21 protein-coding genes and 1 pseudogene are annotated in these 24,911 nt (G+C 42.5%); 13 read left to right on the top strand and 9 right to left on the bottom strand.

The annotated features are described in order from the left end of the window. Window positions 1-28: 28 nt before the first annotated feature. The 3 genes from NI464_RS01410 to pyrF are packed head-to-tail and all read left to right on the top strand — an operon-like array spanning window position 29 to window position 1,435. Window positions 29-334, top strand: a complete 306-nt coding sequence (locus NI464_RS01410) for an integration host factor subunit beta (RefSeq protein ID WP_004278853.1) — start codon at window positions 29-31, stop codon at window positions 332-334. 24 nt (window positions 335-358) lie between these two features. After that, complete coding sequence (locus tag NI464_RS01405; protein WP_004278852.1) at window positions 359-718, top strand: lipopolysaccharide assembly protein LapA domain-containing protein; 360 nt, start codon at window positions 359-361, stop codon at window positions 716-718. Window positions 719-754: 36 nt separating this feature from the next. After that, window positions 755-1,435 (top strand): orotidine-5'-phosphate decarboxylase, encoded by a 681-nt coding sequence (gene pyrF / locus NI464_RS01400; RefSeq protein ID WP_004278851.1) that lies wholly within the window; start codon window positions 755-757, stop codon window positions 1,433-1,435. A 435-nt stretch (window positions 1,436-1,870) separates the two neighbouring features. On the opposite strand, the gene NI464_RS01395 is transcribed toward pyrF, so the two are convergent. Next, the gene (locus NI464_RS01395; protein ID WP_004278850.1) at window positions 1,871-2,779 is read right to left on the bottom strand and encodes a LysO family transporter; all 909 of its coding nucleotides are present in this window, start codon (window positions 2,777-2,779) and stop codon (window positions 1,871-1,873) included. Window positions 2,780-2,860: 81 nt separating this feature from the next. Further along, window positions 2,861-4,400 (bottom strand): annotated as a pseudogene (locus NI464_RS01390) (flavin-containing monooxygenase). A 144-nt stretch (window positions 4,401-4,544) separates the two neighbouring features. On the opposite strand from NI464_RS01390, the gene NI464_RS01385 reads away from it, so the two are divergent. The 5 genes from NI464_RS01385 to NI464_RS01365 all read left to right on the top strand — a co-directional run bounded on the left by NI464_RS01385 (window position 4,545) and on the right by NI464_RS01365 (window position 11,653). Further along, the gene (locus NI464_RS01385; RefSeq protein ID WP_004278848.1) at window positions 4,545-5,552 is read left to right on the top strand and encodes a helix-turn-helix domain-containing protein; all 1,008 of its coding nucleotides are present in this window, start codon (window positions 4,545-4,547) and stop codon (window positions 5,550-5,552) included. 84 nt (window positions 5,553-5,636) lie between these two features. Beyond that, window positions 5,637-6,788 carry a cell division protein ZapE gene (gene zapE / locus NI464_RS01380; RefSeq protein ID WP_004278847.1) on the top strand — a complete coding sequence of 384 codons (1,152 nt, stop codon included), beginning with the start codon at window positions 5,637-5,639 and terminating at the stop codon, window positions 6,786-6,788. Between the two features lie 367 nt (window positions 6,789-7,155). Continuing rightward, window positions 7,156-9,321, top strand: a complete 2,166-nt coding sequence (locus NI464_RS01375) for a malate synthase G (RefSeq protein WP_004278846.1) — start codon at window positions 7,156-7,158, stop codon at window positions 9,319-9,321. A 128-nt stretch (window positions 9,322-9,449) separates the two neighbouring features. Beyond that, window positions 9,450-10,898 carry an aldehyde dehydrogenase family protein gene (locus tag NI464_RS01370; RefSeq protein ID WP_004731470.1) on the top strand — a complete coding sequence of 483 codons (1,449 nt, stop codon included), beginning with the start codon at window positions 9,450-9,452 and terminating at the stop codon, window positions 10,896-10,898. Window positions 10,899-10,990: 92 nt separating this feature from the next. Continuing rightward, on the top strand, window positions 10,991-11,653 hold the full coding sequence (locus NI464_RS01365; RefSeq protein ID WP_004278844.1) for an SOS response-associated peptidase family protein: 663 nt from the start codon (window positions 10,991-10,993) through the stop codon (window positions 11,651-11,653). 77 nt (window positions 11,654-11,730) lie between these two features. Here the strand turns inward: NI464_RS01365 and NI464_RS01360 are convergent, their stop codons facing one another. Then, window positions 11,731-12,195, bottom strand: coding sequence for a MarR family winged helix-turn-helix transcriptional regulator (locus NI464_RS01360; protein ID WP_004278843.1), 465 nt, complete (start codon window positions 12,193-12,195; stop codon window positions 11,731-11,733). A gap of 742 nt (window positions 12,196-12,937) precedes the next feature. Here NI464_RS01360 and NI464_RS01355 point away from each other — a divergent pair. Next, window positions 12,938-14,461, top strand: a complete 1,524-nt coding sequence (locus tag NI464_RS01355) for a TerC family protein (RefSeq protein ID WP_004731467.1) — start codon at window positions 12,938-12,940, stop codon at window positions 14,459-14,461. Between the two features lie 571 nt (window positions 14,462-15,032). Here NI464_RS01355 and thiM read toward each other — a convergent pair. The 3 genes from thiM to NI464_RS01340 form a co-directional block, all read right to left on the bottom strand. Next, on the bottom strand, window positions 15,033-15,881 hold the full coding sequence (gene thiM / locus NI464_RS01350) for a hydroxyethylthiazole kinase (protein ID WP_004731465.1): 849 nt from the start codon (window positions 15,879-15,881) through the stop codon (window positions 15,033-15,035). 31 nt (window positions 15,882-15,912) lie between these two features. Beyond that, a complete protein-coding gene (locus NI464_RS01345; protein WP_004278840.1) occupies window positions 15,913-17,073 on the bottom strand; it encodes a hypothetical protein in 1,161 nt (386 codons plus the stop codon). Between the two features lie 161 nt (window positions 17,074-17,234). After that, the gene (locus NI464_RS01340; protein WP_004278839.1) at window positions 17,235-17,492 is read right to left on the bottom strand and encodes a hypothetical protein; all 258 of its coding nucleotides are present in this window, start codon (window positions 17,490-17,492) and stop codon (window positions 17,235-17,237) included. 361 nt (window positions 17,493-17,853) lie between these two features. Between NI464_RS01340 and pepN the strand changes: the two genes are divergently transcribed. Together pepN and NI464_RS01330 are read left to right on the top strand one after the other, a co-directional pair. Then, on the top strand, window positions 17,854-20,460 hold the full coding sequence (gene pepN, locus NI464_RS01335) for an aminopeptidase N (RefSeq protein WP_253137643.1): 2,607 nt from the start codon (window positions 17,854-17,856) through the stop codon (window positions 20,458-20,460). A 215-nt stretch (window positions 20,461-20,675) separates the two neighbouring features. Next, window positions 20,676-20,885: a hypothetical protein gene (locus NI464_RS01330; protein ID WP_004278836.1), complete on the top strand. Its 210-nt coding sequence runs from the start codon at window positions 20,676-20,678 to the stop codon at window positions 20,883-20,885. 33 nt (window positions 20,886-20,918) lie between these two features. Here NI464_RS01330 and NI464_RS01325 read toward each other — a convergent pair whose 3' ends face one another. Then, window positions 20,919-21,365: a universal stress protein gene (locus NI464_RS01325; RefSeq protein WP_004278835.1), complete on the bottom strand. Its 447-nt coding sequence runs from the start codon at window positions 21,363-21,365 to the stop codon at window positions 20,919-20,921. Between the two features lie 136 nt (window positions 21,366-21,501). Continuing rightward, window positions 21,502-21,945: a universal stress protein gene (locus NI464_RS01320; RefSeq protein WP_004278834.1), complete on the bottom strand. Its 444-nt coding sequence runs from the start codon at window positions 21,943-21,945 to the stop codon at window positions 21,502-21,504. Between the two features lie 266 nt (window positions 21,946-22,211). On the opposite strand from NI464_RS01320, the gene NI464_RS01315 reads away from it, so the two are divergent. Together NI464_RS01315 and NI464_RS01310 are read left to right on the top strand one after the other, a co-directional pair. Then, the gene (locus tag NI464_RS01315) at window positions 22,212-23,198 is read left to right on the top strand and encodes an alpha/beta hydrolase (protein ID WP_253137642.1); all 987 of its coding nucleotides are present in this window, start codon (window positions 22,212-22,214) and stop codon (window positions 23,196-23,198) included. An 89-nt stretch (window positions 23,199-23,287) separates the two neighbouring features. Continuing rightward, entirely contained in the window at window positions 23,288-23,632 is a 345-nt protein-coding gene (locus NI464_RS01310) for an SMR family transporter (protein WP_005106592.1), read from the top strand. Between the two features lie 39 nt (window positions 23,633-23,671). Here the strand turns inward: NI464_RS01310 and NI464_RS01305 are convergent, their stop codons facing one another. Then, entirely contained in the window at window positions 23,672-24,847 is a 1,176-nt protein-coding gene (locus NI464_RS01305; protein ID WP_253137662.1) for a benzoate/H(+) symporter BenE family transporter, read from the bottom strand. Between the last annotated feature and the right edge of the window lie 64 nt (window positions 24,848-24,911).

Here is a 24,911-nt window from a genome sequence, read left to right as displayed (position 1 = left end):
AGTAGCTTGATAATTAAAGAGGTCGCAGATGACTACTGAAGCACTTAATAAGTCTGACTTAATAGAGCGTATTGCGTTAAAAAATCCGCATTTGGCTGAGCCTTTAGTGGAAGAAGCAGTTAAAATTATGATTGATCAAATGATAGAAGCATTATCAACTGACAATCGTATCGAGATTCGTGGATTTGGTAGTTTTGCATTGCATCACCGTGAACCGCGCGTAGGTCGTAACCCTAAAACTGGTAAATCAGTAGAAGTGGCTGCAAAAGCAGTTCCGCACTTTAAACCAGGCAAGGCACTTCGTGACGCTGTGAACGAGTCTGCACAAAAATAATTGTAAATATTTTGCGGGGTGTTCATGCGTTACGTTCTGGTCATTCTTTTATTGGTACTGTTTGGTTATTCATTAGCTTTGGTTTTGCAAAACGGTACCGAATTGTCAGTGGACTTGTTATTTACTCAAGTTCCCGCAATGCGCCTGGGATTATTACTTCTCCTCACGTTATCTTTAGGTGTCGTTTTGGGCCTGTTATTGGGCGTTCAGATCTTCCGGGTTTTTCAGACGAATTGGGAAATTAAACGACTGCGTAAAGACATTGAACATCTACGTAAGGAACAGTTGAATACAGCCAAGTTAATGGCCGCTGAAGCAGCAGCCCATACCCGGCATGAAAAAACTGTATTAGATATTACCAATGAAAATCAAAGCCCATTATAATGGGCTTATTTTTTGCCTATATGAAGGGGTAATCTCTTGAGTATCATCGTCGCACTAGATGCCAAAAGCCAATTTGATGCCTTAGCCATTGCAGAACAGTTAGATCCTGCCTTGTGTCGACTTAAAGTTGGTAAAGAGTTATTTACCCATGAAGGTCCAATCATTGTCAAAGCGCTTCAAGATAGAGGCTTTGATGTATTTTTGGATCTGAAATTTCATGATATTCCAAATACAACAGCACAGGCAGTATGCGCGGCAGCAGATTTGGGTGTGTGGATGGTCAATGTGCATGCCTCAGGTGGCCGCAAGATGATGGAAACCTGTGTAGAGCGTTTACAAGCGGGTAATTATAAAACTCAGTTGATTGCAGTGACTGTATTGACGTCAATGGGCCGTGAAGACTTGAAAGATATTGGTCTGGATATTGAGCCAAATGAGCATGTAAAACGTCTGGCACAACTGACAAAAGACAGTGGTCTAGATGGGGTGGTTTGCTCAGCTCAAGAAGCGAAAATGTTACGTGAAACGATTGGAAAAGACTTTGCATTAGTGACACCCGGCATTCGTCCAGAAGGGTCGAATGCAGATGACCAGAAACGTATTGTGACACCGAAACAGGCAATGCTAGATGGCTCAACACATCTGGTAATTGGTCGCCCGATTACCCAGTCTAAAAATATGCGTCAGACTTTGAAAGATATTTTGGCAACGCTTTAATACGGTTTGAATGACAAAAAGCCTTTCAGTTGAAAGGCTTTTTTTATATATTGAAAAAATGGTTATAAAATAAAAAGGAAAAATGATGACTTCATCTGAACCACAATTATAAAAAGTACAGAATGACGTGATTCAAAATATTCAACAGGCAGAACAGCTTAAGCAACAAGAATAGCAACAACAGCAGGCAAGCTCAGCAGATCGGACAGCGGGGATCGATGTGGTCAGTTTGGCATCTGATGCCATCAGTCTTGCTTCGGATGTTATTGAAACAGTAGGCGATGCCTTAAGTGATATTGATTTAAGTTTTTAGTCAGCCCTCTCGGCCTACTTGCTTGTGCTTCGTTTTAAAATTCTGCTTTTAAACTGAATCAGGGAGGAGAGTTCCTCTTTATAAAAGAGGAATTTAGTGAGATTGAGAAAGTGATAAAGTAATTAAATCGCTGCCAGTACACTCACCATGACTGGTGCTAACAGTGACAAAATAAAACCACTGACCATGGCATGTGGAATAAAATCATGCCCACAGGCCTGTTTAACCATCGGTAGAGTCACATCCATCGCAGTTGCACCCGCTGCGGAAATGGCGGATCTTGGGTATCTCCAGCCCATACAATACATGAGTAAGATGGCAAAAATTTCTCTAAACAGGTCATTCATTAGCGCGATACTGCCGAGTTCTGCATTTCGAAGTTCTGTTACGACAACACCTGACATTGAGTAAAATCCATAGCCTTGTGACAGCATGATCAAATCTTTTAGACTGATGTCGGTGTTCCAGAATGAATAAAGCATGACTGCAAATAATGAACCAAAAATACAACCAATCGGAACTAAGAGAATTTTAAAATTTAACCAGGAACGATCTAAAGGTGAATAAGCCAGATCCAGGCCAATCATGAACATAAATACCAGCAACAAATGCCAGGTGCTGATTTGCACGGATAGATCAAATAGATTCAAGCCCGTATGTAAACAATATCCGCCTGCGAGAGCCAAAAAGGCATAGCTCATATTCAGTAGGGATTTAAGCACCAGGTCGACGGATACCCGACCGGAACTAGGAGGATAACCTGCCCATTTAAATAGTAGATAGCAAAATGCAAAAGCACCGAGCGAGGTCAGAAAGGCAATGCTGATCGACGTACTCAAAATCTGGAGAGGATGCTGCAATTCATCTACCAATTGTGAAAATTCAAAGGCAATTGCAATCAATAAAACATAGCTAAAATAGGGCAATAGCTTGAAACAGATTTTAATAATCGAAAGCGGAATTTGTTTTGCCATGGCAAAACCGAGTGCTAGACAGAATAGAAGCTGAAAGATAAGCCAAAGCGATTGCATAAATTTAATGGATTGAAAAAATTACCTATAAATTATGCCACCGCTTGATGTCAGATGGTAAAAGCTTTTAGGCGACTTTATTCAATAATCGATAATCTGTGGCATTTGGCATTTGGCATTTGGCATTTGGCATTTGGCATTTGGCATTTGGCATTTGGCATTTGGCTTTTTGGTTTTGAGCCAGTATTTCCAGGTATAAGTTGGCCATAAGGCAAAGTTCTTGCCACCTTCCTGCTGATACCAGTTGACACAGCCAGATTGCCACACGGTCTTTTCAAACATATGTTGCACCTGCTGATTAAATGTATCTTGTGCCTGGTCTTTAACCATAATGGCATCGCTTTGGGATTGATCGACCAGTTGCATCAATTGCAAAATATATTCAACTTGTGCCTCAATCATAAAAATGACAGAATTGTGTGCCAATAGGGTATTTGGCCCCAGTAACTGAAACAGGTTTGGAAAGTCTTTCACGCAAATTCCATAATAGCTTTCAGCACCTTGTTTCCACATTTCATTCAGTTCTACGCCATCAAGCCCGGGTACATTGAAAATTCTTCATATAGATACGTGGATCGGTAATGAATCCGGTGCCATAAATCAGACAGTCAATCGGCCGCTCTTTTCCATCTTGTGTAATGATACTGTGTTCAGTCAGTTCCTGAATCTTCTCGGTCACCAGTTCCACATTATGGCGGTTAAACGTCGGGAAGTATTTATTTGAAACCAGAATACGTTTGCAGCCCATGATGTAATCGGGAGTTAGTTTCTTGGCCAATTCAGGGTTTTTGACCTCATATTTAATGAATAGTTCTGCCAGTTTTTGGGTGAATTTCATAATGCCCGGTTTGACAATCGGTACCACACGCGATTCATTTGACCAATACAGGCGGGCACGGTGTAGCTTTCTAAACCAGTCATATTTTTTAAAGAGTTTCTTTTCAAGATTCGGGTAGGCACGTTCATTCCGAGGAATGACCCAAGCCGCAGTACGTTGCATGACATACAGTTGTTTGCATTTCGGGGCAATTTCCGGAATATATTGAATGGCGCTGCCACCTGTTCCAATCGATGCGACATTTTTGCCAGTCGGGTCATAAGTGTGATCCAATTGCGCAGAATGAAAGACTTTGCCTTGGAATTTCTCAATACCGAGAATATCTGGGATTTGCGGAATATGTAAAGGTCCGGAAGCGAATATAACAAACTGGGCTTCAAGGATACTTTGATCCTGTAGCTGTAATTGCCATAGACAGCGTTCTGCCTGGTAATGTGCTGCCAGTACTTCGGTATTTAAACGGCAAAAAGCACGCAGGTTATAATCGGTCACCAGATCCTGAATATAAGAAAATATCTCGGGTGCTTCCGCATAACGTTTGGACCAATTGCTTTTCGGTGCAAATGACAAGGAATATAAATGTGATTGCACATCACAGGCTGCTCCAGGGTACTGATTGTCCCGCCAGGTTCCGCCAAAATCGCTACCTTTTTCAAGAATAATAAAATCATAAATACCATGCTGTTGTAAACGTATTGCCATGGCAATCCCTCCGCAACCAGCTCCAATAATGGCAACTTTGGTATGAGGGGGGGAGCGTGTAGCGGTGGCATGATCTAGCATCACTACATTCCTTACTTATTTTAATATTGGATATTTATCGTAATTTGCTCCCTGGTGATTAGACAGAAAATTGATCTAAACGGCAATAGCCGACACATTATTTTTATAGTACAACTAGAGCAATCACATTGTATTTGTATGGTTATGAAACGTTCTGTTCTCAGTCTGATGTATTTGATTCAAGGGATGCGCAAGGCTGGCATGGAAGTCGATCAGAAACTGCAAAACATTGGGCTGCGTGTAGATGCCTTTGATCCAAGTTCGGTGATCCATCCGAGTCTGGAACATGATGTGCTTAAGGTGGTGGGACAGGAAATCCAACCTGAACAGGGATTATTGATTGGTCAGCATTATGCTTTGGCAGGTTATGGTCCCTTACTCATGTTGCTGGTGACCAGTCCTACAGTACGCGATGCACTGAACCAGGTGATCCGTTTTCAGCAGTTGACCCATTTGACCGGTCAGTTGGATTTGCAGCAAAGCGAGCATCATAGCGCGCTGTGTTATCGAGCAAAGCAGCAGGATGATCATTTGGGAATGTTGCTGGCACAGGCGGAGATTTCCGGAACGTTTAAGTTTATCCGGGAAATTTACAAATTGATGGGCTTATCCAAACCTGATTTGCGGATCGAGTTGCCATTTGCCTATCCAGAAGATCTGAATACCTTAAAGGTCTACCATGATTATTATGGAACACAGGTACAGTTTGATGCATCTCGGGCAGCATTCTGGTTTGATGAAGCAGTGTTGGATATTAAAATTCCTTCTGCAGATGCGGTCACTTTTGCTGTCTATGAAGCCAAATGTCTGGCTGAACTGGAACGCTTGCAACAGGATGAGCAGACGCCGACTGTGGTGCAGCGCGTGCAGGATTATCTGGAGATCCAAAGCGGCCTGATGCCGAGCATGGCTGAAACGGCACAGGCGCTGAATATCCCGGAACGAACCTTACGGCATCAGTTACAGCAGTGTGATACCAGTTATAAGCAGATTCGCGAAGAAATTATTAAAGATAAAGCTTTGCGACTGATTGAATACAAACAGTATTCGATTGAAATGATTGCAGAATTATTAGGCTATTCCGAGCCGGCTGCTTTTAACCATGCCTTTAAACGCTGGTTTGGGCAAAGTCCTCGGCAATATATAAAATAGCCTAAGCTTGTTTATGCCAAAGTGTTATAGCGTGTTGATTAAACTCCGCTATAATTAAATTGATCCCAAATAGTACGAAATTCTATGTCCGATTTTAATTCACAGCACAGCACCGCTTTTAGTCCGATTTCTCCTGCAGAACGTTATGCACAAGCGATCTCTTCGGGACAGTTTATGCCTGATGAAGCACAGGCAATGGCAGTACATGAACTGAATCGTGTCTGGCTGGAATTGATTCAGCGTTTTAAGGCATCGAAAAAAGCATTTCGCCGCTTTCGCCGTCAGACATCTCCCAAAGGCGTCTATATGTGGGGCGGAGTAGGACGTGGCAAAACCTGGCTCATGGATCAGTTTTACGATTCGATTCCGTTTCGCCGTAAAACCCGGATGCATTTTCACCATTTTATGCAGCATGTGCATCGTGAGTTAAACAAATTATCCGGACAGCGTAACCCGCTAGATATCGTGGCGGATCGGATTTATAAAGAAGCCGTCATCATCTGTTTTGATGAATTCTTTGTATCCAATGTGACGGATGCGATGATCTTGAGTGATCTGTTCCAGAAGCTGTTTGAACGCGGTATTACCTTGGTCGCGACTTCGAATATCGCACCGGACGGTTTATATAAAAACGGCATTCACCGTGACCGTTTTATGCCTACCATCGAACTGGTCAAGAAAAACTGTGTGGTATTAAATGTTGATGCCGGAGTCGATTACCGTCTACGGGTTCTAAAACAGGCACAACTGTTTAAATTCCCGTTGACCCATGATCATAAAAACTGGATTGCACAACGTTTTAGCGCTTTGACTCAGACACAGACCTGTTCTGAAGAGCCGATTATTATCAACAACCGTATTGTTGAAACCGTGTCACATACTGAAGATGTATTGTGGTGCGAGTTTTCTGAGCTGTGTTTAAAACCACGAAGCCCGGCTGATTTTATTGAAATCGCCAATATTTATAATACGGTTTTGGTCAGCAATGTGCCGCACCTGACCGATTTCCTGAATGATGGAACACGCCGTTTTATTTATCTGGTGGATGAATTTTATGACCGCGGCGTCAAGTTGCTCTTAACCTCGGAAGATAATATCGTGGATATTTACGAGGGTGAGAAACTGGCCTTTGAAATTGAACGGACCCGTTCCCGTTTGCTGGAAATGCAGTCAGATGAATACCTGAATTCTGAACATCGCCAGATTGAGAAAATCGCCTCCGTGAACGGAGAGTAAGAATAAAAGCGCTGGTTATTTACTGGCGCTTTTTTTTATAAAAATAGGTACTTAAATTATCGACAAGCCTGATCAAACATGGCTTAATCTTGATCTAAATATGATCGTGTATAACTAAAATGCATAATTTTTACTCGAAAATCTGAACTTAAGTCTAATTTCTACATTTCGAAAACTTTATACACTGTCATTAGGGTATTTAGCAGAATGATATCTATTTGTAACTGAGAAATATCAAATATGTTTATGAGGGTATTCATATTGGAAAAAATGCTCAGTATTTAGCAATGTGATAATACTATTCAGCTAGATTTTAATCGGTATACTAGAATCTCTTGTATAAAAAGTAGCAATATCAGGAAAGACAATGACTGCACGTATTCAAAAAGGCAAGTTAGCGATTGCTAAAGAACTTTACGATTTCATCGAAAATGAAGCACTACCAGGTTCTGGTTTAGACAGCGAAACATACTGGAAAAACTTTGAACAAGTCGTTGTTGATCTTAGCCCTAAAAATAAAGCACTTTTGGCTAAGCGTGATGACATTCAGGCGAAAATTGATGAATGGCACCGCAATAACACATTTGAATTACAAGCTTACAAAGCTTTCTTGACTGAAATTGGCTACTTGTTACCAGAAGTAGAAGATTTTCAAATCAGCACTGAAAATGTAGACGAAGAAATTGCAATACTGGCAGGTCCACAGTTGGTGGTACCAGTACGTAATGCACGTTACTGCTTGAACGCTGCAAACGCACGTTGGGGTTCTTTGTACGATGCACTTTACGGTTTCGATGTCATCTCTGAAGAAGATGGTGCGGAAAAAGGCAAAGGTTATAACCCGAAACGTGGTGAAAAAGTTGTCGCATTTGCCAAGAATTTCCTCGACGAAACTTTCCCACTGGCACAAGGTTCGCATGCGGACGCAACTCAATACGCAGTTGAAGCTAATGCACTGGTTGTTACCCTAAAAGACGGTTCAAAAACAACTGTGGCAGATGCGGCTAAATTCGTTGGCTACAATGGCGAAGCTTCAGCACCGACTGAAATCGTATTTAAAAATAATGGTCTGCACGCTATTGTGCAAATTGATGCCAGCAGCCCGATTGGCCAAACTGATGCCGCTGGTGTAAAAGATGTGGTTCTTGAAGCTGCGGTTACGACCATTCAGGACTTGGAAGACTCGATTGCAGCCGTTGACGCTGAAGAAAAAGTGGAAGGCTACCGTAACTGGTTAGGCCTAATGAAAGGTACTTTAGAGGAGTCTATTGAGAAAAACGGTAAAACTGTTACCCGTAAACTGAATGAAGACCGTACTTTCAAAAATGTAGAAGGTGGTGAAACTAAAGTTCACGGCCGTTCATTGATGTTGCTACGTAATGTTGGTCATTTAATGACGAACCCTGCGATTCTGGTAGATGGCGCAGAAATCTATGAAGGCATCATGGATGCATTGGTTACGCCATTATTGTCTTTTGCAGACATCAAAGGTGAAAACACCATCAAGAACTCGCGTCAAGGTTCAATGTATATCGTTAAGCCGAAAATGCATGGTCCTGAAGAAGTGGCATTTGCCGTTGAATTGTTTGAACGTGCAGAACAGGCACTCGGCTTACCTGCAAAAACTTTAAAAATCGGGATTATGGATGAAGAACGTCGTACTTCTGTGAACTTGAAGAACTGTATTGCACAAGCCAAAGATCGTACTATCTTCATCAATACAGGTTTCATGGACCGTACTGGTGACGAAATCCATACCTTTATGGAAGCTGGTCCATTCGTTCGTAAAGGCGAAGTAAAAGGCCAAATCTGGTTCCCGGCTTATGAAAACCGTAACGTGATGATTGGTCTGCAAGCAGGTTTACGTGGTAAAGCACAGATTGGTAAAGGCATGTGGCCAAAGCCAGACATGCTGCTTGACATGTACAAAACCAAAACTGAACATCCTGAAGCGGGGGCGAGCTGTGCATGGGTTCCATCACCTACAGGTGCGGTGATTCACGCGATTCACTATCACCAGATTAATGTTGCAGACCGTCAGCAAGAGCTATTGTCGACTCAACCTTTATCTCTGGATGATTTGTTGACACCGCCATTGGCGAAAGACACCAACTGGTCTGAAGAAGAAAAAACCAAAGAACTCGAAAATAACTGTCAAGGTATCTTGGGTTATGTCGTTCGTTGGGTAGATTTGGGTGTAGGTTGTTCTAAAGTGCCAGACATCAATGATGTCGGTTTAATGGAAGATCGTGCGACTCTACGTATTTCTTCACAACACGTTGCGAACTGGTTGCGTCACGGTATCGTAAGTCGTGAGCAAGTAGAAGAAGTGATGCAACGTATGGCGAAAATTGTGGATGAGCAAAATGCCAATGATCCACTGTATACGCCAATGTCTGCTGACTTTGCCAACAATATTGCGTTCCAGGCAGCATCTGACCTGATTTTTAAAGGTGGTGAGCAGCCATCAGGTTATACCGAGCCGCTTCTGCACGCAGCGCGTTTAAAGTTAAAAGGTTATACAGGTGACTAATCCTGTCTAGCTTAAAAAAGCCTCTTCGGAGGCTTTTTTATTGTCTAATGGTAAGCCGCTGTCGTTCTGACTAGAAATTTTCCAGCCGAACTCTTAAAGTGGGGCAAAGCATGCGAGGAAACAATAAAATGACAACAGTATATCAAAATTTAGATCAGCAATTTATTCATGGCCAGTGGCAAGGCGGTACTTCAACCAGAACAATAAAAAATATCAATCCCTATACCCAGAGCGAAATTTTTAGCATGGCAGCTGCCAGTTCTGTCGATGTAGACAGTGCTTATACCGCAGCAGAGCAGGCTTTTCAGCAGGGTGTTTTGAATTCCACTGAAGTACGAAAGACAGTGTTGCAAAATGTGATCACAATTATTCAGCAGCGTCGTGATGAAATCATTGACTGGCTGATTATTGAATCAGGCAGTACACGTATTAAAGCTGGCGTTGAGGTAGATGCTGCTCTGGGCATCATTCTGGAAAGTCTGGCTTTTCCAGATCAGATCCAAACTGAACAGCTGGAAAGCAAAGATCCAGCACGTAAAAGTTTAGTTTTGCGTAAGCCTTTAGGCGTGATTGCTGTCATTAGTCCATGGAACTTTCCATTTCATTTATCCTTACGCTCAGTGGCTACTGCAATTGCCTGTGGCAATACCGTTGTATTGAAGCCGGCCAGTGATACGCCGGTGACTGGCGGCACCTTAATCGGCAAGCTATTTGAAGAAGCAGGTTTGCCTGCAGGTACACTGAATATTGTTGCCGGTGCTGGCAGTGAAATCGGGGATTATTTTGTTGAGCATTCAGTGCCGAAAATGATTTCATTTACCGGTTCGACTGAAGTGGGGAAAAGTGTCGGTAGCAAAGCCTTGGCTAGTCCCCGCATCAAACGTCTGGCACTTGAACTGGGTGGCAATGCGCCTTTGGTCATTCTGGATGATGCCGATCTTGATCTAGCAGTTGAACTGACGCTGATGGGGCGTTTTATGCATCAGGGACAAATTTGCATGAGTACCAATCGGGTTATTGTCGATGCCTCTATTTATGATGCCTATGTAGATAAGCTTCTGGATCGGATCAAAATGATTCCGGTGGGTGATCCAAATCTGGAAGATACCATGATCGGTCCGATCATTAACCAGAGTCAGGTTAAAAAGCATCAACAGATCATTCAAACGGGCAGCGAGCAGGGCGCGCAACTGGTCTATGAAGGAGGAATTGAAGGGAATCTGGTTTCTCCGCATATTTTTATTGATGTTGCGGAAGATTCCGATCTGGCGCAGCAAGAAAGCTTCGGTCCGATTTTACCTATCTTAAAAGCCCGGGATGAAGCACATGCTTTAAACCTAGCCAATGCGACCGAGTTTGGCTTATCCAGTGCAGTATGTACCTCAAACATGGAGCGAGGCTGCGCGTTTGCGGCACAACTGGATATTGGGATGACACATATTAATGGCATTAGTGTTGCAGACCAGTCAAATGCACCCTTTGGTGGCGAGAAAAATTCAGGATTGGGTCGTTTTAATGGCCGCTGGATTTTTGAGGAATTTACCCGGACACATTGGTTGACTGTCCCGAATTCATAACAGTCAACACGCCTAAAACTATAGAAATACGACAGGCTTCGACTTGGCAGCACGGTATAATCTAATGGTCGAATGATTTACATATATGAGCCATGTGCGCCAATTTTAAGCCTTTAACCTTAGAGCAGTTGCATAATCTGGGATTGCCAGAAATTCCTTTTGAATATCCAGAGGAGGTTTATCCCAATTATGCTACACCGCTTTTGTTTCATTCAGCTCAAGGACTGGAATGGCGTCCTGTGAATTTTGGACTCATTCCGAAATGGGCAGAAGACAAAACTATAGGCACCAAGACCTATAACGCCAGAAATGAAACCTTACTGCAAAGGCCCACCTTCGCTGAAGCCACCGCCAAATGTCATTTTGGCGTCATTCCGGTATCGGAATTTTATGAGTCCAAATATTTTGACAATAAACCGCAGCGTTGGGGTGTAAGACGTAAAGATGGTCAGGCGACTTTTATTGCAGCTGTGTATGAGATTGCTCGGGTACAAGGTGAAATTGTACGCTCTGCCAGTATGATTACCATGGATGCAATTGACCATCCCATGATGAAGGAGTTTCATGAGCCGGGTAATATCAAACGCTCGGTTATTGTGATTCCACAGCAGCGACTGCAAGAATGGCTAACGCTAAGGCATCCGGATATTCGTAGCTTTGTAGAGGGCTTTCCGGTAGAAGATTTTGAATGCTCACATGTACCAAAAGAAAAAATCAAAAAAGTCAGTCCACAACTGAACTTTTTTGATTTTTAGAAAGCTCTGGCGAATTATTTATTATTATAAAGTATGCGCCAATTCGCCAGCGTCTATTTAAAATAAAAAGTAGGTCTTTAACGAGCTAAATTTTTGAAAATATGACGTAAACTTTCCATGGTTTTTTCAATTTGCAAAGGCGTCAGGCCTTCAAATGACTGTTCCAGTACGACATTGGTCAGATCATTGATCTTATGTGTCATTTGCATGCCTTTGTCAGTCAAAAATACTCGGGTAATCCGTGCGTCATCCTCACATGAATAGGTTTCAACCAGACCTTCGTCTTTTAAGCGGTAGACAATTTTAGTCGTGGTCGACATTTTAGAAACAACCATCTCTGACAAATCAGAAACACTGGCATGCGGTTTGGCTTTTAGTGCAAGAAGGATGCGGCGGCGGGAATTGTCAACACCATACTTTTTTAGTGCATGATCGACATTAACGACGTATTGAGCATGAACCTGAGTTACCCAATAATATGGAAAGTTTTCTAAATTAAATTCTTCCGTACACGGCAAAAATTTTGCATATTTCTTAGTCATGAAATGTTCCTTGTATTTATTTTTCTAGGGCCCGTTCATTTTATGAAAAAGTTTATGCATATTTCAACCTTTATTTTAAAAATGTTAAAGCGCTAACACTTTTTAGTTTTGCTTAACATCCCAAGGAGTTGATCAGTTCTGCATGTGAGCCTTATCTGGCGCGAAGATTGTTCTTTAAAATCGGATGAAAGGCGATAATATTTTGTATAAATTTAATTCCTCATTATGTATTTCGTGAGTAGAAATGTTTTCCAAGACTTTTTATTGTTCTTAAGCAGCCTGTCTGAATAGGTTTTAATGCAAATAATTGTATTTCAATAAATTAATCGATTTAAGAAATATAGGGTGATTGAGTGGTTTTAGTCAATATAGTAAATGATTATTTACAGCTATATTTTTAAGTGATTGTTCTTTCAATAAAAAAATAGTTTATGCTCTAATCTTTAAGTGACCTTAAAAGTAATGGTCTAATCAAACTAAATTCTGTTTATTTTTAATTCAATTTGAATAAATGATGTAGAAAAAATTAAAATTAATCAGTTTCAGCATCAATCAGTTGATCATAAAAGTCTCAATAAAATCATGATCATGTAATTTTTTTGTAAATTAATACATTACAAAATACTCAGTTTATGCATAATAGAATAGTCTTAAGTTGCATAGGTTAAATTTTAATGGATCCCTCGCCGTGCGTTGATCTTCCATCTCTATTTCTAGCTTACTCGAACGGGGTCATTCTCTAATGGAATTTTTATTAGATCCCGGAATCTGGGTAGGTTTAATTACTCTTATTATTCTTGAAATTGTTTTAGGTATTGATAACCTAGTCTTCATTGCCATTCTGGCTGAAAAACTTCCTCCTGAACAACGCGATAAAGCACGTGTTATTGGTTTGTCTCTCGCATTATTCATGCGTCTAGGCCTGTTATTTGCCATTGCCTGGTTGGTCACTTTGACACAACCATTGATTACTGTGTTTGACTGGACCTTCTCCGGTCGGGACCTGATCTTGTTATTTGGTGGCTTGTTCCTGGTGTATAAGGCCGTTACTGAGCTGCATGAAAAGATTGAAGGTAAACCTGAAGTCACAGTGTCTACCAATGTGGTATATGCAAGTTTCACTGCTGTTGTTGCACAGATTGTTGTTTTAGATGCTGTTTTCTCTTTAGATTCAGTGATTACCGCCATTGGTATGGTCGACAATATTTATGTCATGATGGCTGCCATGATTGTCGCAATGGGCGTGATGCTACTGGCATCGAAACCATTGACCAATTTTGTGAACCGTCATCCAACCGTGGTGATTCTGTGTTTAAGCTTCCTACTTTTGATTGGTATCAGTCTAATTGCAGAAGGTTTTGGTTTCCATATTCCTAAAGGCTATATCTATTCAGGTATTGGTGTTGCGATCATAATTGAAGCATTTAACCAGTTTGGTCAGCGTAATGCTGCTAAACATGAATCTAAGATTCCTTTGCGTCATCGTACGGCTGACTCGATCCTAAAGTTAATGGGTGGCAAGTTAGAGACGACAGATACTCAAAATAATGAGGCACAAGAAACCTTTGCAGATGAAGAGCGCTATATGATTGGTGGGGTACTTACCCTTGCAGAGCGTTCAGTCGCTTCGATCATGACGCCGCGCGGTCAGATTTCATGGGTTGATCTGGAAGATAGCCCAGAACAGATCCGTGAAAAAATTCTATCTGTTCCACACAGTCTGTTCCCGGTATGTCGCGGTAGCCTAGATAAGGTGATTAGCGTAGTACGTGCCAAAGAATTATTGGATGTACTGGAAGAGCCGGAAGAATTAAAAGCACTGATTAAACGTCATCGCCCAATTTATATCTTTGAAAAAATGAAAGTTATTGACGCAATCAATACCTTGCGTACCTCTAAAGGTTCTTTGGTCTTGGTGAGTGATGAGTTTGGTAATGTGCAGGGTCTGATTTCACCGCTAGATGTGTTTGAAGCAATTGCCGGTGAATTCCCGGATGCTGATGAACAGCTAGATCTAGTTAAAATCGATGATACGCACTGGATTGCATCGGGCATGTTAGATCTTTATCAGCTTGAACTGGAACTTGGCATGATTGATCTGATTGATGAAGATGCCGGTTATATCAGTGTTGCGGGTTTGATTCTGGATAAAACCAACAGTACGGTTGACGTGGGCACCGAGTTAAATTATCAAGGTGTACAGTTCAAAGTCACTGAAATTGAAAGCAATCGTATCAAGTCGGTCAGCATTCATTACGCAGGTTAAATAGGTGTTTTAAACACGTTATTTATTCAAATCTTAAAAGTCAGTTGCTTTAGTGGCAGCTGGCTTTTTTAATGCATATTTGTAAAGCTGACTTATTGAAATCAAAGTTAGCTCATTGTTTGAACTGATTTTTATTAGTCTATTCATACTATTAGTCATGTTCCCGATTGAGCTGAATATCCTAGTATTGCACTGAAATTTTAAAGCCGAAAAAGTCAAATCAGCAATCAAAAATAAGCATGATCAGGCTTTAAATATTGATTTATGTAACCTGTTAATCAAAACTTAAAAGTCATATTTAAATACTGACAAAAAATTGAACTACAATTCACATGAACTAGATTTGCGTGATGCAAACAGATCTTAAGTAAAATGGAAACCGTTTGTGTGGAAATCACTAGATAAGTTGTATAAAGCCTACTCAGTTCAGAATAAAACTACTCAAAAATGATCTCCGAAAGAGCTAGGCAGAACATTTCTAAGGAGATCAATAAAGCAAATGAGTAGGATCAATCTAAATAGGGATGATTATCTATTAAAGAGAATAAACACCCATGAAGTGACCCGTAAACTAAATGGATTCTGGCAGAATTTTAAAGTTGGCGTATTGTCGGATTGTTTCAGTATTGAGTTGATGGATTTCATCCAGAAAGGCGACATTAAAACAGCCTAACTGTTGCGCAGGTTCAAATGCCAATTGACCGGCAATTGCAAAATGTACATGCGCAGTCAATGCAGCAAGGACGGGAGACGTTACTGCACTATATGCAGCAATCAGTGCACCGAGCGCACATCCCATCGCCGTGATTCGGGGCTGTAAAGCAGAACCGCCTGACACCTGTATCACAGGATAGTCTTTCGAAATAATGTAATCAGATTCACCGGAGATTGCGATACATTCACAATGATCCAGCAAACTTCGCGCCTGTAAATAAACATCCGCACTGTCTACTGTGCTGTCTACACCCTTGGACTCGATCTGCTTGCCAGCCAAAGCACCAATTTCAGAAGCATTGCCTCGTAAAATCGTAGGCTGGGAATGCATCAACTGATCTACGACGCCAGAACGCCAGCGCAGAACTGTTCCATAACCGACCGGATCAAGCACCCACGGTTTTTGCAATTGATGTGCAGTTTTCGCAGCAATCTGCATCGCCTGAACCTGCTCGGTAGTTGGTGTACCCAGATTCAGACTGATTGCTGCTGCAATCTTGGCAAAACTTTCAGCTTCAAAAGGATTGTCGATCATGGCCGGAGAAGCATGTGCAGCCAGTACAATATTGGCGACATAGTTGCTGGCCACCGTATTGGTCATGATATGCACCAGGGGTTGCTGTTGCTGAAGTTTCAACCAGGCTTCACAGATCTGGTCCAGAAGTGTTTGCTGTAATGCTTGCATCGAAGTAGTCATCGTGGTCATTTAGAATAGGAGAAAGATTCGTTGTATTCGGTCAGCGGGTAAAATAATGGTCTTGATGCTTGCAGCTACGACAGAACAGGCTGACATAGTCACTGGCATCATAATCCACCGACAGTTCCTGTGAGCCGCAGTGCATACAACGTTTCTGGGAATAAAATTTCAGGCGAGGTTCGATCTTGTGCCACGAACGCCACACCGGCTGAAAGAAGATATTTTCATCATAGCCCAAAAACCGATAAAACAGGATTTCGCTCATCTTGCTGAATGCCAGTTGCGGTGGACGCGGCAGGGTAGAGGTTTCCCATTTTTCTGTAACTGAACGTTCGCGGTACTGCTGCAAGGTTTTTTTCAGCAGATTGGTATTAATAAAGTTTTCATTGCGGGGCTTGAGGGCTTTTTGTTTATATAGATATTCCAGCCCGGTCTGCACCAGATAATAAATCTGACCCACAGCCAGTACATCCAAAAGACGATAGCAAAAGGTCTGAAAGCTCTGATTTCCGGCAATTTGCACATTCCAGCTACGGCAATAGAATTGGGCAAACTGAATGATTTCTTCATATAGCAGGCAATAGAGTGCATCTTTGACTTCATCTGCACTTTTAAAGGGCACACCTTGGCTCAGGTTTTGATAAAACCAGTTGCGCAGCTGCTGGGTGATACTGAACAGGGTCGGTTCAGAATAACCATCCAGTCGCACATTAATATAATAATGCTGATTTTCCTGCTGGAGATCTTTGGGAATCAGAACCTGATCCCTGATTAGGATTTTTACCAGACCATGCTGAAACAGATAGTTGGGACTGATGGAATAATATCGAATTTGATGCCAGTCAATATATTCACGGTGCTGACTATATTCCTGCACCTGTTCATCCAGAACCGAAAGTAAAAACAGCTTATTGATAAAACTGAGCTGATTCAGCTCAAGAACCGGCCGATCCTGTTTTTTATGATATTGACGGTTTTCCTGTAAACGGACTTCCTTGAGCATGCGTTTACGCTGCGCCAGACATTGTTCGCAATAACAATTGTGCTTTTGATCGGAGTAAAGCTGATGCTGGCAATGGCTGCATTCATGATAGCTCAGCTCCTGATCATATTGTTCTGCCTCAATCCAATACATCGATGCCTTACACAATGGGCAGTGAGTACTTTCATCAAGCTGTTTTTGCAGAACACTGAATACCATGGTCGCGAGCAACTCTAGAATGGAAGGGCATTTGATTATACACGGCTGATGAGATGCAAACGTAGTGGACTGGTGCAATTTTTCTAAATCAAAATTAGTCACCCAAACAAGAGAAGAGCTACCGAAGTAGCTCTGATTTTAAAAACATGAAATGACGTTTTTTAAACCGGGCAGGGTAATGTGTCGTCCTCCTCGCCGCGGTGTTTGGCATGAATTAAGGCCTGAACCTTTTTAGAGGGCACTTTTTTGGCACCGAGTGCATCGTAGGTGTTGAGAATGGCAGTCACTTCATGGGCCTGAAGCGGAATGCCTTCACAGCTCATCAACAGGGCAATCACTTTATGGTCAATATTGGCCTGATCCAGGGTCTGCAAAGTTTTGATATTTTCGATCCGTACAACATGCTGTTTTAAATACATGGCTCACCTCATCATCGTTATCATTATTCTTTCATTGGAAGTGTGGAAAAACACAGTTTAACTGTAGCAAGAAGTGTGCTCATTTATTAATCAGAATTTATTCGGTACTCAGCAAATAAAATTATATATTTTTAAATCAGTTATTTATGAAAATGTCAGAAATTATGATCCTGACTATTTTTATGGCACAGATATTTCTTATGTAGAGTCGAGTGCTGCTCAATTAGGCAGAATGCATTGAAAGTGGTGCATGAAATGCCCATATTAGATCTAACAATACAAATGCACAGACAGCGTTTAAAACTTGGCGTATGATTTTGACATGAACAATGTCGAACACGATAAAAGATTAGGACAGGACATGAATATTGCGGCAAACCCGGTGATCGAAGCGGATCAAACCATTTATTTAAAAGACTATCAAAAACCTTCCTTTATTGTTGATTCCATCGACCTGAATATCCAAGTCTATAGTGACCACAGTCTGGTCAGCAGCAAGCTGGAGATGCAGCGCCAAACTGCTGGCGATCTGGTTCTGCTTGGCCGCGATCTAGAGCTGCAATCGATTAAGTTAAATGGTCAAACCCTGAATGCCAGTGACTACCACTTGGATGCTGAACAGCTGGTCATTGCCAATGCACCTGATCAAGTGTTGCTTGAAATTGTGGTTAAAATCCACCCCGAAAGTAATACGATGCTGGAAGGTTTATATCAGGCCAGTTCAGATCTGTTTGTGACCCAAAATGAACCAGAAGGGTTCCGTAAAATTACTTTCTATCCAGACCGTCCAGATGTGTTGTCGGTCTTTACGACGCGTGTCGAAGCAGATAAGAAATATCCGGTTTTGCTTGCAAATGGTAACCTGCTGGAAACCGGTGAAGTCGATGCCAATCGTCACTATGCCGTGTGGCAGGATCCGACCAAGAAACCGAGCTATTTGTTCGCTTGTGTGATTGGTGATCTGGCCGTGATGAAAGATTCTTATGTCACATCGGAAGGCCGCAATGTAGCTCTGGAAATCTATGCAGAAGAAAAAGATATTCCAAAATGCAAGATCGCCATGGAAGCGCTCAAACATTCCATGCGTTGGGATGAGGAGCATTATGGTCTGTCTTATGATCTGGATAACTACATGATTGTGGCGACCAGTGCATTCAACATGGGTGCCATGGAAAATAAAGGTCTGAATATCTTCAATACTTCATGCGTGCTGGCCGATGAAGAGTACACCACTGATGCCGCAATCATGCGAGTGCAGTCAGTCATTGCACATGAATATTTCCATAACTGGACTGGTAACCGGATTACCTGTCGTGACTGGTTCCAGTTATGTTTGAAAGAAGGCTTGACTGTATTCCGTGACCAGTCTTTCTCGGAAGATTTACAGTCGGCTGCGGTACAACGTATTGATGATGTAGCAGTTCTCAAAGCGCATCAGTTCCCGGAAGATTCAGGGCCGCTGTCGCATCCACCGCGTCCGGATCATTTTGTAGAAATTAACAACTTCTATACTGCCACTGTTTATGAAAAAGGTGCGGAAATTAACCGCATGATGGCGACCTTGCTTGGCAAGGAAAAATTCCGTCAGGGAACCGATGAATATTTCCGCCGTCATGATGGTCAGGCGGTAACAGTTGAGGATTGGGTGGCCGCGCTTACAGCAGGTTCAGGTGTGGATCTTTCAAACTTCCTGACCTGGTACAACCAGCCAGGTACGCCTAAATTGCAAGTAAAAGCTGAGTACGATGTTGAGACCCAAATCTATCGTCTTCACTTCAAGCAAAGCCTGAAACCGCATGCCAAATACCCGAATCTGAAAGCAGTTCCAATTCCAGTGGCTTTGGCATTGTTTGATGCTGAAAGCGGTGAGCAGCTAACGCTGAACTCTGAGGCACTCTTTGAAAATGGCGTCAAAGATGGCGTGTATCTGTTTGATCAGGATGAAGCCACGATCGAATTTAGCGGTGTGACAGCAAAACCGGTGGTGTCCTTGCTGCGTAATTTCTCTGCACCGGTGAATCTGGACTTTGACTATTCAGAAAAAGAACTGGCTTTCCTGTTGCAATACGAGACCAATGGTTTTAACCAGTGGCAAGCAACTCAGACCTTACTCGAGCGTATCTTGCTGGATGACCAGCCTGCAGAAATTTATATCGAGGCTATGCTCAATACCTTGCCGGATGTGATTGAGAAAGATCCGCTGTTGGCATCACGTCTGTTTGATGTACCGTCGGAAGGTTATTTAGGTAGCCGTATTGATCAGGATTATAATCCGGTCATGATTCAGGAAAAGCGTGAGGCTTTGCTACATACTCTGGCACGTGCTTTTGGAGAAACAGCGAAAGAAACTTATCTTAATCTGGATCCTGATCTGCAATCTGAATTCTCACAAGCGATGGGTGTGCGTGCTTTAAGAAATATTATGCTGACGATGATGGCTCGTCAGGGAGATGCATTTGCCTTTGATTTAGCCTATGAGCAATATCACACGGGGAATATGTCTGAACGTTTGGGTGCGCTGAAAGTCTTGGTCTGGAATGATGCACCACAAGCAGAAGAAGCTTTGGCAGATTTCTATAGCCGCTTTGAAGATGAAGCCTTGTCTTTAGACCAATGGTTTATGGTTCAGGCAGCACATCCAAAAGCAACGGATGCAACGATTGCGTATCTGACCCAGCATCCGGATTATGATCTGGCTGTGCCTAACCGTATCCGTGCAGTGAGCGGGGGGCTGAATGCTAATCCGGTCAATACCTGGAGCTTTGGCGTGCAGCATTTTATTGGACTGGCAAAATATCTGGACGAGAAAAATCCGATTGTAGGCTCACGTTTGCTACAGGTATTGTCACGCTGGTATACCTTGGCAGAACCGCAACGCAGTGAAGTGAAAGCACAGCTTGAAACCTTAAAGCCACTGGTTAAATCTAAAAATGTGTCTGAGACACTCAATAGTATGCTCAGCGTATAACATCAATATTCATAAAAAACCGGATCGACCTGATCCGGTTTTTTATTTCCTGTTTATTTCAAATGCTGGCTTTAAATACAGTTGAATTTCTCTAAAGGCCTAGGTAAGTACCAAAGGGTGTTACAGTATGATTATACGGAAAAGAGTATTTGTTTATTAAGCTGTAAGCTAGGTAAAGGGATCTACAGATTCGCTTACTAGAGGTTGTCCAAGATATGTTAGTGAAAATTGAAGATGGTTTTTATTTAAATAGCCAGCATATTATTGCCGTACATGTCAGCAAGAATCCTGAAAATGGCTTACTTGAAATCTCCATTCAATATACGCCGCATTCCATTCAGCAGGTCGGAGAATACAAAAAAGTATTTCAAAGCCAGCTTGATGCTGAAATATTCTTAAGTGAGTTAAATCAAAAACTTCGCTAAAAGCCTGCATCATACAGGCTTTGATCAAGCATCTTATTGTCTGACGATGAGGACTGGAATAGAGGAAAGTGCCAGAACATTCTGAGCGACACTGCCCAGCATGAGTTTTTGCAGACCCTTACGACCATGTGAACCCATAATGATCATATCGGTCGGGGATTCATTTGCAGCCTGCATAATGCCTTCTGACGGCGCCATGCCATGCAGGATTTTTGTCGTCACCTGGATGCCATCACGAACAAAGTTCAGTTTCAGTTCATTTAAACGATCCAGCGCATTTTGTTCTGCATGCATAAAATAGTCTGTGACTGCAGGAGCAACTTTGTAAAAATCTACGCCCTTAAAGGGATCCACCGCAATCACACTGAGTAAAGTGACATGGCTATGAAATACTTTGGCCAGTTCCAGGGCATGATCTGCGGCAGCATAGGAAATCGAGGACTCATCGAGTGCTACGAGAAGATGATCATAGTTATTCATGGTGCTTCCTCATATTTATTATTGCAGTAAAGGGGGAGTGTGGTTTAAGCGAGTAAATCTCCACAGCATGTTTTGCTAGAGGTTCAAATGTAAAAGTAGCAAGTACTGCGCATCTTGAAGATGCGCAGCATCAGGATTATTTTTTCACGATCAGTACGGGAATTTCACTCGCACCCAATACATCTTGTGCAAAGCTGCCCAGAATCATTTTCTGGAAGCCTTTACGGCCATGAGAACCCATGACGATCAGGTCGGCTTTCACCTCACCCGCGGTTTCAGCAATATGTTCTGCATTGACTAAACCTGTGACAATGCGGGATTGCGCTTCAATACCTTCACCGGCTGCGATGGCAGTGGCTTCTTTCAAGGCCTTTTTGGCATTGGCATGTGCCTCGATAAAATATTCCTTCATGATAGAGGAGCTGTAATAGAAATCAGCCTCGGTAAAAGGATCTTCTGCGATCAGGCTGATCAGGGAAAGCTGACTACCAAATGCCTTGGCAATTTTGGCAGCATGTCGTACTGCAGAAAAGGAAATTTCTGAACCGTCCACTGGGACTAAAATATGTTGATAGGCCATGGCTTTTCTCCGCAGGTTGTCTGATTTTTAGGCTTGGTTTATTGATAGCACAGTGCTGTGGCGGGTGCAATTGCAAAAAAGCGGTAAAATTGAAAAAACTCATTAAATTACAAATATTTTTCATGTAAAAGTGATGAAAAAAACAGAGTAAAAAACTCGGAATTGCAGGTTTAGTGATCAAAAATAAGAGGATGAATAGTCCTTGTTTGCAGCATGATAGTTTAAACTGCCGTAGCCTGTTTTTAGATCATGTATAGGGGACAGTTTTGAGGTTTTTTGCCATTCATCTTTTGCTCATAAGTTCATTTATTCTTTCCGGCTGTCAGACCACACAGAACAGTAAAGTCATTGCCGGTGCTTTTAACCTGACCACAGGCTTGCAGCAAAAAGTGATGGATCGTTATGCGCCTGGTGCGGTTATCGTCCAGCAAAATATTACCTATGCGCCGCAGCAGAAATTATCTCTGGATCTGTATCAGCCGCAGAATATTGCCAGTATTGGCCCGCGACCGACTATTGTCTGGATTCATGGCGGCGGCTGGATTTCAGGTTCTAAAGAACATGCACGCGGTTATTTCAAGCTGCTGGCGGCACAGGGCTATAATGTGGTATCCGTACAATACCAGTTTGCACCACAAGTGACCTATCCTAGCCAGTTACACCAGATCAATCAGGCACTTGAATTTCTAGATACCTATGCAGACACCTACCAAATTGATGCCCAGAACTTATATCTGGCCGGAGATTCTGCCGGGGCGAATATAGCTAGCCATTACGCCGCGCTTTTGACCAATCCTGTATTTGCCAACCAATCCGGTATTCAGCCTCATCTGCAACCCGCGCAGCTTAAAGGTTTAATCTTGCATTGTGGAATTTATGACTTGGAAGCATTTGCCAGCACAGCGCCTGAAGAAATGAAAATTATTGAATGGGGTGTCTTTAACCTGATTCAGGCTTATACCGGCGATCGTAAATATGATGCCGAGTTTTTAAAGCAGATTTCTCCGATTCAGTATATTACGCCGTCTTATCCGCCCGTGTTCATCAGTGGCGGGAATAAGGACTTCCTGACCGATACTCAGTCGCTACCATTTGTAAAAGCTTTGAAGGAACAGCAGATTCCTGTGACTGAAATATTTTATCCAGAGTCTAAGGCCTGGCTCATTCATGAATATCAGTTTTTTATGGGCAAAAAGGAAAGTCAGCAAACTTTTGTCAAAACCCTGGATTTTTTACATCAGCTTTCCCCGTGAAGAGAAAACTGTGCAAAATGAATCTCTCAAGATTGATCGTGTCAGATCGTCCCGACAGCAATCATTGAAAATAGTTTGGAGTTTAAAAAATGAATCCTGTGTCATGGGCATATTTATTGTTGGCATTGGCTATTATTGCCGAAGTGACTGGATCAACATTTCTGGTGAAGTCTGAAGGCTTTACCCGATTATGGCCATCTCTGGCAGTAGTCGTTTTATTCTGTATTGCGTTTTATTTGCTGTCTCAGGTGATTAAAGTAATCCCCTTAGGCATTGCATATGCAATCTGGGCGGGAGTAGGCATCGTTCTTACGGCAATCGTAGGCTATGTAATCTTTAAGCAGGCGCTGGATGTGCCCGCTTTTATCGGGATTGCACTGATCATTTCCGGTGTGGTGGTGATTAACCTGTTTTCCCAAACTGCCGGGCATTAAAAAGGCAGCAAAAGTAATTGCCTCATTTCTACAATAAGCTTACGCCACTTGCGGTTTAAGCTTAAACAGCAAATAAACCGTCAAACCAAGTAGCAGTCCCCAGAAAGCTGAACCAATACCGAAAAACTGAATATTAGAGGCACTAAACAGGAATGTCATCAGTGCCGCTTCACGGTCGTGACTGTCCTGAAAAGCCAGCGCAATATTGTGGCCAATGGTGCCAAACAGGGCAATGCCTGCCAAGACTGTAATCAGAATCCCTGGAAAAGCCATCAGTACACTGGTCAAGGTCGCAGCAAAAAAACCCATCAGAATATAAAACAGGCCGCAGCTCATCCCTGCAATATAACGTTTGGCCGGATCAGGATGCGCTTGGGCATCCAGACTGACTGCCGCACTGATTGCGGCAAGATTGACACTGAAACAGCCAAAGGGTGCCAGCATCGCCTGTGTAATACCCGTCCAGCCTAAAATCGGATTGACCTTGGGTGGATAGCCATAACTTTTAATCACAGCCAAGCCGGGCAGGTATTGCGATGCCAGGTTAATCACCATTAAGGGTAAGGCCAGTCCTAAAATAGCCTGTAGGCTAAATTCAGGCGTAGTCCAGACCGGCTGGGCAATACTCCAGTTCAGTGCAGGAATAGTGAAATCAATAAAGAAAGGGCAAATGAAGATAGCTATCAAGACAGTAATCACGATGCTATAGCGCATACTCAGTTTTTTGGAAACCAGATAAACTGCCAGTACACAAAGTACAAATGTCCAGGACTGTTGCAGACTGCCAAAGACCGAAATACCAAATTTCAGCAAGACACCTGCCAGCATAGCACTGGTCAAACTTTGTGGAATAAACTGGAAAATTCGCTCGAAAATTCCAAAGAATCCCAGACAGGCAATCAAGATTCCAGAAATCAGAAAAGCGCCAATTGCTTCACCCAGACTATAATGACCGGCAGAGGCAATGACCAGCGCCAGACCGGCAGTCGACCACGCGGTTGAAATTGGATAGCGATATTTCCAGGAAAGCAAAAATCCGGAAACCCCGATGCCGATACCGAGTGCCCACAACCAGGAACTGATTTGCGCGGCATTGGCACCCAGACTTTGTGCAGCTTCAATCACCAGTACGGCGGAAACACTAATACCAATCATGCAGGTAATAAAACCGGCCATGACGGCAGGAAAGGAGAGATCTTGTAAAAGTTTAGGCATCATCCATGACACTATTTTTAAAGGCGTTTAAATCATACGCTTTTCACGTATCAACACAATATTT

The sequence above is a fragment of the Acinetobacter lwoffii genome (assembly GCF_024129685.1).
GTDB classification, from domain to species: Bacteria; Pseudomonadota; Gammaproteobacteria; order Pseudomonadales; family Moraxellaceae; genus Acinetobacter; species Acinetobacter lwoffii_X.
The sequence above is the reverse complement of the archived record's forward strand: the minus strand, read 5'-3'. Positions and strand labels throughout refer to the sequence as shown.

Bases quoted from the DNA above. Each gene is read 5' to 3' on its own strand.
- NI464_RS01365 (WP_004278844.1), top strand. From the start codon at position 10,991: ATGTGCGCCAATTTTAAGCCTTTAACCTTAGAGCAGTTGCATAATCTG.
- NI464_RS01370 (WP_004731470.1), top strand. From the start codon at position 9,450: ATGACAACAGTATATCAAAATTTAGATCAGCAATTTATTCATGGCCAG.
- NI464_RS01320 (WP_004278834.1), bottom strand. From the start codon at position 21,945: ATGGCCTATCAACATATTTTAGTCCCAGTGGACGGTTCAGAAATTTCC.
- NI464_RS01385 (WP_004278848.1), top strand. From the start codon at position 4,545: ATGAAACGTTCTGTTCTCAGTCTGATGTATTTGATTCAAGGGATGCGC.
- NI464_RS01340 (WP_004278839.1), bottom strand. From the start codon at position 17,492: ATGTATTTAAAACAGCATGTTGTACGGATCGAAAATATCAAAACTTTG.
- pepN (WP_253137643.1), top strand. From the start codon at position 17,854: ATGAATATTGCGGCAAACCCGGTGATCGAAGCGGATCAAACCATTTAT.
- NI464_RS01395 (WP_004278850.1), bottom strand. From the start codon at position 2,779: ATGCAATCGCTTTGGCTTATCTTTCAGCTTCTATTCTGTCTAGCACTC.
- NI464_RS01330 (WP_004278836.1), top strand. From the start codon at position 20,676: ATGTTAGTGAAAATTGAAGATGGTTTTTATTTAAATAGCCAGCATATT.
- NI464_RS01410 (WP_004278853.1), top strand. From the start codon at position 29: ATGACTACTGAAGCACTTAATAAGTCTGACTTAATAGAGCGTATTGCG.
- NI464_RS01355 (WP_004731467.1), top strand. From the start codon at position 12,938: ATGGAATTTTTATTAGATCCCGGAATCTGGGTAGGTTTAATTACTCTT.
- NI464_RS01345 (WP_004278840.1), bottom strand. From the start codon at position 17,073: ATGGTATTCAGTGTTCTGCAAAAACAGCTTGATGAAAGTACTCACTGC.
- zapE (WP_004278847.1), top strand. From the start codon at position 5,637: ATGTCCGATTTTAATTCACAGCACAGCACCGCTTTTAGTCCGATTTCT.
- NI464_RS01405 (WP_004278852.1), top strand. From the start codon at position 359: ATGCGTTACGTTCTGGTCATTCTTTTATTGGTACTGTTTGGTTATTCA.
- NI464_RS01325 (WP_004278835.1), bottom strand. From the start codon at position 21,365: ATGAATAACTATGATCATCTTCTCGTAGCACTCGATGAGTCCTCGATT.
- NI464_RS01305 (WP_253137662.1), bottom strand. From the start codon at position 24,847: ATGCCTAAACTTTTACAAGATCTCTCCTTTCCTGCCGTCATGGCCGGT.
- NI464_RS01375 (WP_004278846.1), top strand. From the start codon at position 7,156: ATGACTGCACGTATTCAAAAAGGCAAGTTAGCGATTGCTAAAGAACTT.
- NI464_RS01360 (WP_004278843.1), bottom strand. From the start codon at position 12,195: ATGACTAAGAAATATGCAAAATTTTTGCCGTGTACGGAAGAATTTAAT.
- thiM (WP_004731465.1), bottom strand. From the start codon at position 15,881: ATGACCACGATGACTACTTCGATGCAAGCATTACAGCAAACACTTCTG.
- NI464_RS01310 (WP_005106592.1), top strand. From the start codon at position 23,288: ATGAATCCTGTGTCATGGGCATATTTATTGTTGGCATTGGCTATTATT.